Source organism: Oceanithermus desulfurans, assembly GCF_014201675.1.
GTDB classification, from domain to species: domain Bacteria; phylum Deinococcota; class Deinococci; order Deinococcales; family Marinithermaceae; genus Oceanithermus; species Oceanithermus desulfurans.
In genome coordinates, this window is the sequence record NZ_JACHEZ010000005.1 from 38,205 (window position 1) to 52,320 (window position 14,116).

Annotated in this window: 13 protein-coding genes and 1 tRNA gene; 6 read left to right on the forward strand and 8 right to left on the reverse strand. The window is 70.9% G+C overall.

Annotation, left to right across the window (positions count from 1 at the left end; genetic code table 11):
- Positions 1 to 8 precede the first annotated feature (8 nt).
- The 5 genes from HNQ05_RS07310 to HNQ05_RS07330 all read left to right on the forward strand — a co-directional run bounded on the left by HNQ05_RS07310 (position 9) and on the right by HNQ05_RS07330 (position 5,286).
- Positions 9 to 1,151 (forward strand): Re/Si-specific NAD(P)(+) transhydrogenase subunit alpha, encoded by a 1,143-nt coding sequence (locus HNQ05_RS07310; RefSeq protein ID WP_147144786.1) that lies wholly within the window; start codon positions 9 to 11, stop codon positions 1,149 to 1,151.
- Positions 1,148 to 1,441: an NAD(P) transhydrogenase subunit alpha part 2 gene (locus HNQ05_RS07315; RefSeq protein WP_013458436.1), complete on the forward strand. Its 294-nt coding sequence runs from the start codon at positions 1,148 to 1,150 to the stop codon at positions 1,439 to 1,441. The genes HNQ05_RS07310 and HNQ05_RS07315 overlap by 4 nt, the downstream gene beginning before the upstream one ends.
- A 3-nt stretch (positions 1,442 to 1,444) precedes the next feature.
- Positions 1,445 to 2,818 carry an NAD(P)(+) transhydrogenase (Re/Si-specific) subunit beta gene (locus tag HNQ05_RS07320; protein ID WP_147144787.1) on the forward strand — a complete coding sequence of 458 codons (1,374 nt, stop codon included), beginning with the start codon at positions 1,445 to 1,447 and terminating at the stop codon, positions 2,816 to 2,818.
- Positions 2,819 to 2,880: 62 nt separating this feature from the next.
- On the forward strand, positions 2,881 to 4,068 hold the full coding sequence (locus tag HNQ05_RS07325; protein WP_147144788.1) for a glycine C-acetyltransferase: 1,188 nt from the start codon (positions 2,881 to 2,883) through the stop codon (positions 4,066 to 4,068).
- Positions 4,069 to 4,167: 99 nt separating this feature from the next.
- Positions 4,168 to 5,286, forward strand: coding sequence for a GGDEF domain-containing protein (locus tag HNQ05_RS07330; protein ID WP_147144789.1), 1,119 nt, complete (start codon positions 4,168 to 4,170; stop codon positions 5,284 to 5,286).
- On the opposite strand, the gene metK is transcribed toward HNQ05_RS07330, so the two are convergent.
- From metK to HNQ05_RS07355, 5 genes are all read right to left on the reverse strand, one after another.
- Positions 5,283 to 6,461 carry a methionine adenosyltransferase gene (gene metK / locus HNQ05_RS07335; RefSeq protein WP_147144790.1) on the reverse strand — a complete coding sequence of 393 codons (1,179 nt, stop codon included), beginning with the start codon at positions 6,459 to 6,461 and terminating at the stop codon, positions 5,283 to 5,285. The genes HNQ05_RS07330 and metK overlap by 4 nt on opposite strands.
- 67 nt (positions 6,462 to 6,528) lie before the next feature.
- On the reverse strand, positions 6,529 to 7,350 hold the full coding sequence (gene rsmA, locus HNQ05_RS07340) for a 16S rRNA (adenine(1518)-N(6)/adenine(1519)-N(6))-dimethyltransferase RsmA (protein ID WP_147144791.1): 822 nt from the start codon (positions 7,348 to 7,350) through the stop codon (positions 6,529 to 6,531).
- Positions 7,328 to 7,822, reverse strand: a complete 495-nt coding sequence (locus HNQ05_RS07345; RefSeq protein ID WP_183677719.1) for a CarD family transcriptional regulator — start codon at positions 7,820 to 7,822, stop codon at positions 7,328 to 7,330. The genes rsmA and HNQ05_RS07345 overlap by 23 nt, the downstream gene beginning before the upstream one ends.
- A 10-nt stretch (positions 7,823 to 7,832) precedes the next feature.
- Positions 7,833 to 8,603 (reverse strand): metallophosphoesterase, encoded by a 771-nt coding sequence (locus HNQ05_RS07350; RefSeq protein ID WP_147144793.1) that lies wholly within the window; start codon positions 8,601 to 8,603, stop codon positions 7,833 to 7,835.
- Positions 8,603 to 9,118, reverse strand: a complete 516-nt coding sequence (locus tag HNQ05_RS07355; protein ID WP_147144794.1) for a DNA repair protein Rad52 — start codon at positions 9,116 to 9,118, stop codon at positions 8,603 to 8,605. Before HNQ05_RS07355 ends, HNQ05_RS07350 begins: the two co-directional genes overlap by 1 nt.
- A 94-nt stretch (positions 9,119 to 9,212) precedes the next feature.
- On the opposite strand from HNQ05_RS07355, the gene HNQ05_RS07360 reads away from it, so the two are divergent.
- Positions 9,213 to 9,288 (forward strand) — tRNA-Ala (locus HNQ05_RS07360).
- Between the two features lie 45 nt (positions 9,289 to 9,333).
- Here the strand turns inward: HNQ05_RS07360 and HNQ05_RS07365 are convergent.
- From HNQ05_RS07365 to HNQ05_RS12345, 3 genes are read right to left on the reverse strand one after another with little or no spacing between them, the layout of a single operon-like run.
- Positions 9,334 to 10,944 (reverse strand): FAD-dependent oxidoreductase, encoded by a 1,611-nt coding sequence (locus HNQ05_RS07365; protein ID WP_147144795.1) that lies wholly within the window; start codon positions 10,942 to 10,944, stop codon positions 9,334 to 9,336.
- On the reverse strand, positions 10,941 to 12,431 hold the full coding sequence (glpK, locus tag HNQ05_RS07370; RefSeq protein WP_147144796.1) for a glycerol kinase GlpK: 1,491 nt from the start codon (positions 12,429 to 12,431) through the stop codon (positions 10,941 to 10,943). Before glpK ends, HNQ05_RS07365 begins: the two co-directional genes overlap by 4 nt.
- A 51-nt stretch (positions 12,432 to 12,482) precedes the next feature.
- Positions 12,483 to 14,102, reverse strand: a complete 1,620-nt coding sequence (locus HNQ05_RS12345) for a GGDEF domain-containing protein (protein ID WP_147144797.1) — start codon at positions 14,100 to 14,102, stop codon at positions 12,483 to 12,485.
- Positions 14,103 to 14,116 lie beyond the last annotated feature (14 nt).

The following is a 14,116-nucleotide window of genomic DNA, read 5'->3' on the forward strand; positions in this document are numbered from 1 at the left end:
GGAAAGACATGGCCATCAAAATCGCAGTACCCAAGGAGGAAGCCCCGGGCGAGCGCCGGGTCGCCCTCGTGCCCGAGGTCGCCGGCAAGCTCGTCAGGCAGGGGCACGCCGTCGCCGTCGAGAGCGGCGCGGGCGTGGGGGCGCACTACCTCGACGACGCCTACGAAAAGGCGGGCGCCCAGCTCGTAGAAAAGAGAACCGAGCTCCTCGGCGGAGCGCAGATCGTGCTCAAGGTGCAGCCGCCGACCGAGGACGAGATCGACGCCCTGCCCGAGGGCGCGGTGCTGATCGGCTTCATGTACCCGCACCGCTACCCCGAACGGGTGGCGAAGATGCGCGACAAGAAGCTGACCGTCTTCGCCATGGAGCTGGTGCCGCGCATCACCCGCGCCCAGGCCATGGACGCGCTCAGCAGCCAGGCCACGGTGGCCGGTTACAAGGCGGCCCTGATCGCCGCCGACACCATCGACCGTTTCCTGCCCATGCTCACCACCGCCGCCGGGACGATCCGCCCCGCGCAGGTGCTGGTGCTGGGCGCGGGGGTGGCGGGGTTGCAGGCCATCGCCACGGCCAAGCGCCTGGGCGCGGTCGTCAGCGCCTACGACGTGCGCCGCGCCGCCGGCGAGCAGGTGCGCAGCCTCGGGGCCAAGTTCCTGGAGCTGGAGATCGACGCCGAGGCCGAGGGCGGCTACGCGCGCGAGCTCACCGAAGAGGAGAAGGCCAAGGAGCGGGCGATGGTCGAGGAGGCCATCGTCGCCGCCGACATCGTCATCACCACCGCGAACATTCCCGGACGGCGCGCGCCCATCCTGGTGACCAAGGAGATGGTCGAGCGCATGAAGCCGGGCTCGGTCATCGTCGACCTGGCCGCCGAGTCGGGCGGCAACTGCGAGGTCACGAAGCCGGGCGAGACGGTGCAGGTGGGCGACGTGCGGGTGGTGGGCCCCCTGAATCTGCCGAGCGCGCTGGCGGTGCACGCCTCGGAGATGTACGCCAAGAACCTGCACAACTTCCTCGAGCTCATCCTCACTGAAGAGGGCGGGCTCGAACTCGACTGGGACGACGAGATCCTGGCGGGCAGCGTGCTCGTCCACGACGGCGAGATCAAGCACGCGCCCACGCGCGAACTCGTGGAAGGAGGCGCGGCATGATCAGCGGAACCTGGGCGGCGCTCTACATCTTCATGCTCGCGGCGTTCACCGGCTACGAGGTGATCAGCCGCGTCCCCGTGGTGCTCCACACCCCCCTGATGTCGGGGTCGAACTTCATCCACGGCATCGTGCTCGTGGGGGCGATGGTGGTCCTCGGCCACGCCGAGACCACCCCGGAGCTGGTCATCGGCTTCATCGGCGTGCTGCTGGCCGCGGCCAACGCCGCCGGCGGCTACGCGGTCACCGAACGGATGCTCGAGATGTTCGAGCGGAAACCCAAGGAGGGCTAGGCCATGGAGACCTTCATTCAGCTCGTTTACTTCGTCACGGCCTTCCTCTTCATCCTCGGCCTCAAGCAGATGAGCCACCCCGCCACCGCCAAGCGCGGCATCGTCTGGGCGGGGTACGCCATGCTGGCGGCCACCATCGCCACCTTCGCCTGGCCCGGTCTGAGCAACTTCTTCCTCATCATCCTGGGCATCCTCGTCGGCGGCGGCGCCGCCTGGGTCATCGCCAAGAAGGTGGCCATGACCGACATGCCGCAGATGGTGGCCATCTACAACGGCATGGGCGGCGGCGCCGCGGGCGCGATCGCCGCGGTGGAGCTGCTGCGCCACAGCGCCAGCCAGGGTGAGATGACGACCGGCCTGCTGGTGCTCGCCCTTCTCGGCGGGCTCATCGGCGCGGTCTCGTTCAGCGGCTCGATGGTGGCCTTCGCCAAGCTGCAGGGTCTGGTCAACTCGCGCGCCGTCACCTTCCCCTTCCAGCAGCCGATCAACATGGCGGTGCTGGCCGTCTCGGTCCTCTTCGCCCTCGCCTACCTCTTCGGCGCCCAGGGCACCGGGGTGGTGCTGTGGTTCTTCGTGCTGGCGCTGCTCTTCGGCGTGCTGATGACCATCCCCATCGGCGGCGGCGACATGCCGGTGGTGATCTCGCTCTACAACGCCTTCACCGGTCTGGCCGTCGGCTTCGAGGGCTTCGCCATCGGCAACCCGGCGATGATCATCGCCGGCACGGTGGTGGGCGCGGCCGGTACCCTGCTCACCATCCTGATGGCCAAGGCGATGAACCGCTCGCTCTACAGCGTCCTCTTCGGCGCCTTCGGCGCGGTGGAGCAGGAGGGCGGCGAGATCAAGGGCAGCCTCAAGCCGATGGAGCCCGAGGACGCCGCCAGCCTGATGGCCTTCGCCAACAAGGTGATCATCGTGCCCGGGTACGGCATGGCCGTGGCCCAGGCGCAGCAGAAGGTCAAGGAGCTCATGGAGGAGCTCGAGAAGCGCGGGGTCGAGGTCAAGTTCGCCATCCACCCGGTGGCGGGCCGCATGCCCGGCCACATGAACGTGCTGCTCGCCGAGGCCGGCATCCCCTACGAGAAGCTCTACGACCTCGACGAGATCAACCCCGAGTTCGAGACCGCCGACGTGGCCCTGGTGATCGGCGCCAACGACGTGGTCAACCCCGCCGCCCGCCGCGAGGGCAGCCCCCTCTACGGCATGCCCATCCTCGACGTGGACAAGGCCAAGCAGGTCTTCGTGCTCAAGCGCGGTCGCGGCAAGGGCTTCGCCGGCATCGAGAACGAGCTCTTCTACGCCGACAACACCAACATGGTCTACGGCGACGCCTCCGAGACCCTCAACAAGATGGTCCAGGCGCTCAAGAACCTCTAGGCGCCCGGCAAGGCCGATCGGCCCGCCCTTCGGGGCGGGCCTTTTGGTGGCAGAATGGGGGCATGAGCCTGAGTCTGCGCGAACGCATCCGATCGGTGCTGGACCAGCTGAAGCAGGAGGGGTTGTACATCACCCCGCCGGTGCTCGAGGCCCCGCAGGAGCCGGTGACCCGGGTGAACGGCCGCGAGGTCGTCAACCTGGCCTCGAACAACTACCTGGGCTTCGCCAACCATCCCCACCTGAAGGCGCGGGCGCGCGCCTTCCTGGAGCTCTGGGGCGCGGGCAGCGGCGCGGTGCGCACGATCGCCGGCACCTTCACCTACCACGAGGAGTTCGAGCGCCTGCTGGCGGCCTTCAAGGGCACCGAGAGCGCGCTCGTGCTGCAGTCGGGCTTCACCGCCAACCAGGGGGTGCTGGGGGCCTTGTTGCAGCCGGGCGACCTCGTCTTCTCCGACGAGCTCAACCACGCCTCGATCATCGACGGGCTGCGCCTCACCAAGGCGACGCGCCACGTCTTCCGCCACGCCGACGTCGAGCACCTGGAGGAGCTGCTCCAGGCCCATGACACCGACGGGCTCAAACTGATCGTGACCGACGGGGTCTTCTCCATGGACGGCGACGTGGCGCCGCTCGACCGCATCGTGCCGATGGCGGAAAGGTACGGGGCGCTCGTCTACGTGGACGACGCCCACGGCTCGGGGGTGCTGGGCGAGCTGGGCCGCGGCACCGTGCACCACTTCGGTTTTCACGAAAACCCGAACGTCATCCAGGTGGCCACCCTCTCCAAGGCCTGGGCGGTGGTGGGCGGCTACGCCGCCGGGGCCCGCGAGCTGCGCGAGCTGCTGATCAACCGGGCGCGGCCCTACCTTTTCTCCACCTCGCACCCGCCGGCGGTGGTGGGGGCGCTGGTGGGGGCGCTCGAGCTGATCCAGCGGGAGCCCGAGCGCATCGACCGGCTCTGGGCCAACACCCGCTACTTCAAGGAAGAGCTGGCCCGCCTGGGCTACGACACCATGGGCAGCCAGACCCCCATCACCCCGGTCCTCTTCGGCGAGGCGCCCGCGGCCTTCGAGGCGAGCCGCAAGCTGCTGGAGCGCGGCGTCTTCGCCGTGGGCATCGGTTTCCCCACGGTGCCGCGGGGCAAGGCGCGCATCCGCAACATCGTCACCGCCGCCCACACCCGCCCGCAGCTCGACCGGGCGCTCGAGGCCTACGCCGCGGTGGGGCGCGAGCTCGGCGTGATCGGTTAGCGGCTGGGCCGCGGACCGGCCCGGGCGGCGGCCGGGTGTAGAATGGTCTGTACTTTCTAGACGAGGTTGGGGTTGCCGCCAGGCCGGGGTACGGGGGGTATGAAGGAACACACGACGGGGTCCGGACACATTACCTTGCTGGAGCGGGTCAGCGCCACGCCCTTCGGGCGGGTGCGGCGGGTGCTGGTCATCGGGGTGCTGCTGCTGGGCGCGGTGGCCAGCCTGACGGCGCTCTACCTGCAGGTCGCCATCGAGGCGACGAACCCCGTCGACCTCACCTTTCTGCCCCTGATGTTCGTCCTCTTCCTGGGCATGACGGTGGCCCTCGTCTACCGCCCCGACAAGCTGCACCTGGTCGAGAACGCCGCCTACCTGATGCTGGTGCTCTACGGGCTTTCGATGCTGGTCTTCCAGGTGCGCTACACGCTCCCCGAGCTGCACACCTTCTCCGAAACGATGTTCTGGTTCCCCATGCTCTACCTGGTGGCCTACCTGCTGCACCGGCGGGCCATGGCCTTCCGCATCGCCGCCGGCATCTGGGTGGCGACGCTGGTGCTGGGGCTCGTTTTCACCCCCTTCGGGGAGCTATGGCGCAACAAGGACGCCGGGGCCTTCAACGCGCTGCTGCAGTTCTACATCTCCGGCATCGTCTACGCGATGCTCCTCTACGCCTTCTCGCGGATCGAGGAGAGCTACGCCGAGAACCGCATGCTGGCCTACCTCGACCACCTGACCCAGCTGCCCAACCGCCGCTACGGCGAGGCCGTGCTGGTGCACCTCTTCCGCCAGGTGCGCGAGCACGGCGGCACCTTCAGCGTGATCATGCTCGACCTGGACGGCTTCAAGAAGGTGAACGACCGCCACGGGCACGACGTGGGCGACCGCGTGCTCAAGCGCTGCGCGCTGCTGATCCAGCGCTACCTGCCGCGCGGCGCCCGGGTGATCCGCTGGGGCGGGGAGGAGTTCCTGATCGTGCTTCCCGACCTGGACGAAGGCGCGGCCCTGGCCGTGGCCGAAGAGGTGCGGCGGGGGCTCGAGCGCTCACCCCACGAACGCGTGGGGCCGGTGCTGGCCAGCCTCGGCGTCGCCGGCTGCCGCCCGGGCGACGCCCTCGACACCCTGATCCAGCGCGCCGACCAGGCCATGTACCTCGCCAAACAGAACGGCGGCAACCGCGTCGTGGCGTTCTCCCAGCTGCTGCAGACCGCCCAGGCCTAGGCCCCGGCCGCCTGCAGCAGATCGGCGACCCGGCGCGTCTCTTCCCAGGGAAAGCCCTCGCGTCCGAAGTGGCCGTAGGCCGAGGTCTCGGTGTAGATGGGGCGCAGCAGCTCGAGCTCCTCGATGATCGCGAGCGGGCGCGGGTCGAAGACCCGGCTCGCCACCTCGGTGATCTGGCTGTCGGTCAGCGTCCCGGTGCCGAAGGTCTCCACCCGCAGCCCCACCGGCCGCGCCTTGCCGATGGCGTAGGCCACCTCCACCAGGGCGCGCTCGGCCAGGCCGGCGGCCACGATGTTCTTGGCCATGTAACGGGCGTAGTAGGCCCCGGAGCGGTCCACCTTGGTGGGGTCCTTGCCGCTGAAGGCGCCGCCGCCGTGGGGCACGGCGCCGCCGTAGGTGTCGACGATGATCTTGCGCCCCGTCAGCCCCGCGTCGCCGTGGGGGCCGCCGAGGACGAAGCGGCCCGAGGGGTTGATGAAGAAGTGGGTGTCCTCGCGCAGCAGCCCCGCAGGGATCGCCTGGCGCACCACCTTCTCGATCAGGTCGTCGCGCAGCTCGTCGGGGTCGATGTCGGGGGCATGCTGGGCCGAGAGGACCACGGTCTCCACGTAGAGGGGCCGGTCGCCGTCGTAGGCCACGGTCACCTGGGCCTTGCCGTCGGGGCGCAGGTAGGGCAGCTCGCCCGACTTGCGCACCTCGGCGAGGCGGCGGGTGAGCCGGTGCGCCAGCGTGATGGGCAGCGGCATCAGCTCCTCGGTTTCGCGGGTGGCGTAGCCGAACATCAGCCCCTGGTCGCCCGCGCCCACCTGGTCGTAGGGGTCGGTGGAGCCGAGCACCCGCACCTCGTAGGCGGTGTTGACCCCGCCGGCGATGTCGGGGGACTGCTCGTCGATCGCCGAGAGCACCGCGCAGGTGTCCCCGTCGAAGCCGAACTTGGCGCGGGTGTAGCCCACCTCCTTGACGGTGCGCCGCACCAGGTCGGGCAGGTGCACGTAGGCCTTGGTGGTGATCTCGCCCGCGACCAGGACCATGCCGGTCTTGACCAGCGTCTCGGCGGCGACCCGCGCCGCGGTGTCCTTGGCCAGGATGGCGTCGAGGATCGCGTCGGAGATGCGGTCGGCCAGCTTGTCGGGGTGCCCCTCGGTTACCGATTCGGATGTCACCAGTCGTAGCAACGTCGCCTCCCGGGTGCTCGTGCGGCCTCGGCCGCTCAGCTATGAATATACCGCGGGCGGGGCGCCATCACGAAGCCGGGGCACCCAGCTCGGCGTGCAACCTGCGGAAATCCTCGATGCCCAGGCGTTCGGCGCGCACCATCGGCTCGAGCCCCGCCGCCTCCAGGGCGGCGAGCACCCGCGCGCGCGGCCAGCCCGCCTGCTCCAGGTTCTTGCGCAGCGTCTTGCGCCGCTGCGCGAAGGCCGCCTCGATCAGGCGGAAGAGGCCGGGGTCGTCGGGCGCGCCGGTGTGCTCCAGCTCGACCAGGGTCGAGGTGACCTTGGGGCGCGGGTAGAAGGCCTCGGGCGGGAAGTCGCGGACCTTGCGCACCCGCGCGTGGTGGGCGGCGCGCAGGCTGAGCAGGCCGTAGGCGGGGGTGCCGGGCGCGGCGGCGAGGCGCTCGGCCACCTCGCGCTGCAGCAGGACGACGAGCCGGTGGAAGCGGCCCTGGCGCAGCAGCTCGCTGAGCAGCGGGGTGGCCACGTTGTAGGGCAGGTTACTGACGAAGAGGCTGCCCGGCGGCACCTGCGACCAGTCGTAGGCGAGGGCGTCGGCGAAGGCGAGCTCCACCGGCAGCCCCGCCAGGGTCTCGCGCAGCACCGGTTCCAGCCGGGTATCCTTCTCGACCGCGTGCACCCGGGCGCCCGCCGCGGCGAGGGCGCGGGTGAGGGTGCCCAGCCCGGGGCCCACCTCCCACACCGGCTGCTGCGGTCGCACGTCCGCGGTGCGCACGATAACGTCGAGCAACCCCGCGTCCACGAGGAAGTTCTGCCCCAGCCGCCGGTCGGCGGCGAGGCCGTAGCGCTCGAGAAGGGCGCGGACGGTGCTAGGCTTCGTCAGCGAGGGCATTCAACTGTTCGATCAGGTAGGCCTCGGCGGTCTGGAGGTCGCCGCTTTCGGCGAGCGCCAGCTCTTCGCTGAGGATGCCCACCAGCTCGCGGTACTGCTGGTGCTCGGTGCCCGAGAGCGGGCGCAGCTGGTGGCGGCGGTGCAGCGAGGCGAGCATGCGGGCGAGCTCGAGGGGGTCGCTTTCGCTGAGGGCGCGGCCGATCTCCCGCTGGCGCGCGGGCCAGCCGCTGGCGAGGTCGCGGGCCTCGCCCAGGGCGCGCACCAGCGCGTCGCGGTCGGCGCCGGCGAGCGGGGGCCGCAGGCCGAGGCGCTCGGCCTTCTCCACCGGGACCATGATCGTCCCCGGCTTACGCAGGAGCTCGATGACGTAGTAGGTGTTGCGCTCGCCCATGACCTCGCGTTCGGCGATTTCGCGGATGTACCCGCCGCCCTGGGCGGGGTAGACGACCGGGTCCCCGACGTTAAACCCCATGGCCGCCATCTTAACCCGGGTCCGGAGATTGGGCAAACCGCACCACCTGCCACTCGACCCCGTCGGGAAGCGGGATCAGCTCGAGGTACTGGCCCAGGTCGAGGGCGTCGATGAGCGCGAAGCCGTGGCGTTCGAAGACGCGGATCCCCTTCTTCATCACGGTGTGGCCGTAGACCCCGAAGCGGTAGCCGGCGCGGGCGAGGTAGTCGGGGTGGGTGAACCACCACTGCTTGGGTTCCTTCGACTGGTAGAACATGTCGTCGTACTCCTGGAGCCAGGGAGCGGGGCCCACGTGGGCGAAGTGGATGCCGTCGATCACGAACTCCTTGGGCAGTCCGCCCAGCCACTCGGCGAGGCCTTCGGGCAGCGGGGTGCCGCCGCGCTCGGGGTCGAACTCGGCGTGCTCGATCCCCGAGGCGTTCCCCAGCAGGAACTTGTGGTCGAGCGCCGCCTGGTCGTGGTTGCCGCGCAGCACCACCACAAAGCCCCCCGCCTGGTCGACGAAGTGCTTGACGCGGCGCAGCGCCCGCACCTGTTCGCGGGCGGCGCGCGCCAGGTGGTCGGGGTTGCGGGGGTCGTAGGGCTCGAGCCCGGTGAGCCGGGTGTAGGCCTCGCGGGTCTTGGGGTGCACCAGGTCGCCGAGCAGCACCACCCGCAGGTGGCCGGCGCGCAGCGCCGGGGTGGGCAGGTAGTGGGCGTCGGCCGCGCCCGCGTGCCGCAGCGCCTGCCAGAGCTTGCCGTACTCGGCGTGCACGTCGCCGATGGCGACGATCCGCGGCATCAGGAGGGCTCCTTTTCCAGCAGCAGCGCGCGCAGCTCGCCGTAGAGCTTCTTGGTCGTTTCGGGGTCGCTTCCGTAGCCGCCGTACTTGACCACCAGCGCCGCCGCCTCGCGGCCCTTGCCCGCCTCGCGCAGCCGTGCGATCAGGCGGTCGATCAGCTCCTGGGCGCTGGGCTTGGCGGTTTCGGGCCTGGGCGGCGCCTCGCGGCGGGCCCCGGGAGGCGCGGACGGCGGCCGCCCCACGCCCGCCTGGACGGCGGCCATCCAGAGCGCGGCCTCCGCCGCGGCCTCCAGGGTGGCGCCGCTGCCCACGCCGCTCTTGACGGCGCCCCCCAGCTCCAGGCTGCAGCCCACGGCCGGCGGCTGGACCGAGGCCACCTGGAAGCGGCAGCTCCAGCCGCCGGGACCCCAGAGGGCGTCGAGCTGTTCGTAAAGCCAGGCGGCGGCCGAAGGCTCGGTCCCCAGGGGTCCGGCCTCCAAAAGCGCGGCCATCGCGTCCCAGGTGGCGTCGTCCATTGGCGTCATTGTACCCCGTTCGTGGCTTTTCGCGCCGCTGCACGGCCAAAACCCTAGACAGCCCGGCTTCCGGCGGCTAAGATGGTTCGTGCGTGGGGCCGTGGCGCAGTTGGGAGCGCGCCTGAATCGCACTCAGGAGGTCAGGGGTTCGAATCCCCTCGGCTCCACCAGCAAGGCCGGGCCAGCCGCCCGGCCTTTTTCCGTTGGCGCGCTCTTCAGAGGGCCTCGAGCAGCCGGGTGCGGGCCTCGTCCACGTACGCCTGCTGCTCCTCCACGCTCCAGCCCAGCTCGGCGGCCATCAGGTCGGCGGTGCGCTTCAGCGCCGCCAGCGCCGCCTTCTGGTCCAGGAAGGCCAGCCGGGTGCGGCGCGCGAGGACGTCGATGGGGGTGACGGCCATCTCCCGCCGCACGGCCCAGACGACCTCGGCCTCGACGAAGGGGTGCTCGGCCGCCAGCCGTTCGCCGAAGCCCTCGGCGGCGAGGCGGGCCACCTCGGGGGCGCGGTCGCCGTAGCTCTGGTTCAGGTGCCGGGCCACCTCCTCGTCGAGGTCGAAGCGCTCGCCGAGGGCGCGCCAGCCGTCCGCGTCGAAGCCGGCGGCGCCCTCGATGAAGACCCGGTCGGTGATGCAGCCGCGCGCCGGGCGCAGCTCGCGGGTGCGCACCACGTAGTCCACCAGGTCCTCGGCCATCTTGCGGTAGGTCGTCCACTTGCCGCCGGCGATCGTGACCAGGCCGCTGTCCGACTCGCTGATGACGTGGTCGCGGGCGAGCTCGGCGGTGTCGTGCGCCTTGGGGTCCCGCACCAGCGGCCGCAGCCCGCTCCAGGCGGCGAGGATGTCGTCCCGGCCGGGCTCGAGCGCAAAGTAGCGCTTCAGGTGCCGCAGGATGTAGTCGATCTCTTCCTCCTGCGGCCGCGGGTGGAAGCTGAGCTCGGCGGGTTCGTCGGTGGTTCCGGCCAGGGTGTGCCCCATCCAGGGGAGCACGAAGAGCACCCGTCCGTCCTCGGTCTTGGGGATGAGCAGGCCTGTGCCCGGGGGGCTGAACCGCCCCGGCAGCACGATGTGCACCCCGGAGCTGGTGACCACCATCGGCGGGGCGTCGGGGTCGTCCATACGACGGATCAGGTCGGTGAAGGGGCCGGTGGCGTTGACCACCGTGCGGGCGCGCACCGTGAAGTCCTCGTTCGCCAGGCGGTCGTGCACCTCGGCGCCGGCGACCCGGTTCCCCTGCTTGACGAGCCCCGTCACCTCGACGTAGTTGACGACCGTCGCCCCCTCGCGCAGCGCGGTCAGGATGACCGCCACATTCATGCGGGCATCGTCGAACTGGCCGTCGTAGTACTCCACCCCGCCGACCAGCCCCTCCTCCTTGAGCTGGGGGAACTCCTCGAGCGCCCGGCTGCGGGGGACGAAGCGGCTGGGCTTGAGGCGCTCGTGACCGGCGAGCAGGTCGTAGGCCTTGAGGCCCGAGAAGTAGTAGGGCACCTCCCAGGCCCGGTAGAGCGGCGTGAGCAGGGGGATGGGGTGGGCCAGGTGGGGCGCCAGGCGCAGGATGATGCCGCGTTCGCGCAGGGCGTCGCGCACCAGGTTGTACTGGACCCGGTCGAGGTGCTTGACCGCGGCCTCGAGGTAGCGCACCCCTCCGTGGACGAGCTTGGTGCTTCGGCTCGAGGTGCCCTCGGAGAAGTCGCCGCGCTCCACCAGCGCCACGCTCAGCCCCCGGGTGGCGGCGTCCAGCGCGATGCCCGCCCCGGTGGCCCCGCCGCCGATGACGAGCAGGTCGAAGGTCCGGTTCTTGAGTGCGTCGAGCTGCTTTTCCCGGTTCATGCTCCAGCTCCTTCCGCCCAGCCTCGGGCGCGTGCTACGGCTTCGTGCCAGCCCGCGATCAAGCGGGCGCGCTCTTCGGGGTCGCCCGCGGGTTCGAAGCGCCGGTCGGACTGCCAGGCGCGCGCCAGCGTGGGCAGGTCCGCCAGGTCCGCCCCCACGGCGGCGGCCATGGCGGCGCCCAGCGCCGTCGTCTCGGTCACGCGCGGGCGCTCGACCGCCCGCCCCAGCAGGTCGGCCTGGATCTGCAAGAGCAGGTCGTTGGCCGCGGCCCCGCCGTCGGCGCGCAGCGTTTGCAGGTGCACCCCGGCGGTCTCCATCGCGTGCACCGCGTCGTAGACCTGCAAGGCGATGGCCTCGAGGGTGGCCCGGGCGATGTGGGCGCGGCCGCTGCCGCGGGTCAGCCCCACCAGCAGGCCGCGGGCGTGGGGGTCCCAGTAGGGGCTGCCCAGCCCGGTGAGCGCGGGCACGAAGTAGACGCCCTCGCTGCTGGCCACGCTGGCCGCCAGCGCTTCGATCTCGTGGCTCTCTTTGATCAGCCCCAGCCCGTCGCGCAGCCACTGCACCGCCGCGCCAGCGACGAAGATCGAGCCCTCGAGCGCGTAGTGCAGGGGCTCGTCCCGGACGCGCCAGGCCACGGTGGTGAGGACGCCTTCGCCCCGGCGCGGCTCGGTCCCGGTGTTCATTACCAGGAAGGCGCCGGTGCCGTAGGTGTTCTTGGCCATCCCCGCCGAAAAGCAGGCCTGACCGAAGAGGGCCGCCTGCTGGTCGCCGAGCACGCCGCGGATCGGTACCGACCCGCCCAGCCACCCGGGGTCGGTGCTGCCGAAGTCGCCCACCGAGGGGTGCACCTCGGGCAGAACGGCGCGCGGCACCCGGAAGAGGCCGAGCAGCGCGTCGTCCCATTGCCCTGTGTGAATGTCGAAGAGCAGGGTCCGCGACGCGTTGGACACGTCGGTGGCGTGGACCCGGCCGCCGGTAAGGTTCCAGATGAGCCAGCTGTCGATGGTACCGAAGGCCAGCTCGCCGGCCTCGGCGCGGCGGCGCAGCCCCGGATCCTCGAGCAGCCAGGCGAGCTTGCTCGCGGAAAAGTAGGGGTCGAGGACGAGGCCGGTCTTGGCTCGCAGCTGCGCCTCCAGCCCCTCGCGTTTCATCCGGTCCGTCAACTCGGCGGTGCGGCGGTCCTGCCAGACGATGGCGCGGCTGACGGGGCGGCCGCTGCTGCGCTCCCAGAGCACCACGGTCTCGCGCTGGTTGGTGATGCCGACGGCGGCCAGGTCCCCCGCGGTCAGGCCCGCCTGTTCCAGCGCCGCCCGGGCCGTGGCCAGCTGGGTGTGCCAGATCTCCATCGGATCGTGCTCCACCCAGCCGGGGTGGGGAAAGTGCTGCTCGAACGGCTCCTGGGCCAGGGCGACGATGCGACCGCTGAGGTCGAAGACGATGGCCCGCGAACTGGTGGTCCCCTGATCGAGGGCTAGCAGATACGCCACGGGTGGCCTCCTACCCCTACCGTACAACGCAGGCCGGGGCGCGCGCCCCGGCTAGGTCGCGGTCACGATGCGGTCGCGCCCTTCCTTCTTGGCGCGGATCAGGGCGTCGTCGGCCTCCAGGATCCAGCGGAAGACCTCGGCGCTGTCGTTGGGGATCCGCCCTCCCGCGAGGCCCACGGAGGCGGTGACCTGTTCGTGGATGTCGGTCAGCCGCAGCTCGGCGATGCGCGCGCGGACGCGCTCGAAGATCTGCACCGCCTGCTTGAGGTCGCTGTCGGAGAGCAGCACCAGGAACTCCTCGCCCCCCCAGCGGACGGCCAGGTCGTCCTCGCGCAGGTTGCGCTCGAGCAACTCCGCGACGGCCTGCAACAGCACGTCGCCGGCGGCGTGGCCGTAGCGGTCGTTGACCTGCTTGAAGCGGTCGAGGTCGAGCATGGCCAGGGTGATCGCCCGCTGCCCTCGCCGCGCCCGCTCGAGGGCGTAGGGCAGCTTCACCTCGAAGCCGCGGCGGTTGTACAGGCCCGTGAGCGGATCGGTGTGCGCCTGGATCTGCCAGTCGAGCGAGCGCATCACCTCGCCCAAGCGCTGGCCCACCATCGGCACGAGCAGCTTGAAGAAGGGCCCGCAGCGGCGCGAACCGCCCAGGTAGACGCGCCCGAGCTGGATGCCCCGGTCCTCCAGGGTGCGGCCGTAACGGGTCCGCTCGCCCACGATCAGGTCGTCGAAGACGCTCAGCCGCAGCCCCACGACGTTTTCGCAGGCGCGTGTGAAGAGGTCGAGGAGTTCGTGGGCCAGGCTCTCGGGGGTGGGGGGTTGCCGGGTCACCGGGAAGAGGGCGAGGTCGCCGAGGATGCTGCTCCACTGGGTGAGCTGGGACTCGGAGCGGGTCTTGGCGAGGTGCAGGGGCAGGATCACCGAAAGGATGCCGCCCCAGGCGGCCAGGCTGCTGAGCGCCACGATGTAGCGGGCTGTGAGCTGGGGAGCCTCCGCGCCCATCCAGTTCAGGACCACGAGCGCCCACATTGCCATGAAGACGGTCACCGCGACGATCAGGTGGAGGGGCTCGATGCGGCGTGCGCCGGCCTCGAGCCGCAGCCCTTCGACGATCAGCCAGAGGCTCGCGGTCCAGATCAGGAACCCCCACTGCATCCCCTCGGAGCTGGTGAGCGGGGGCAGGGTGGCCCAGCTGGTGATCCCGATCTGCACGAAGACGAGGGTGGGCAGCCAGAGCAACCGCGCCTCGGGCGCCCTCCCACGCGGCACCGCGTACCAGGCGGGCAGGCCGTAGTAGAGGAGCAGGAGCTGCAAGAGCAGCAACACGTAGAGGTGGGTGGCGGGGTGGACGTGCTGGATCGCCGCGAAGGTGAAGCCGATGGGGAAGAGGGCGAAGGCGTAGAGCGACAGCGGAAGGCGGGTGCCCCGCGCCAGCCGCCGCAGCAGCAGCACGAAGGGGAGGTAGCCCGCGAAGAGGAGCAGCCAGAGCAGCACGTTCTGGTGGGGGAAACGGCTCAGCAGCCCCAGCAGGGTGGCGAAGTAGAGCCCCCAGGCGGTGCCCCACAGGGCGAGGGCGGTGCCGGCCAGCGGCCCGATCTTGGGCGTGCGAAAGGCCCGAACCACGAGCCAAAGTACGGCGACGGCGCCGATCAGCACCAGCGCGGGTAGGGCGGCCACATCCTCAATATAGA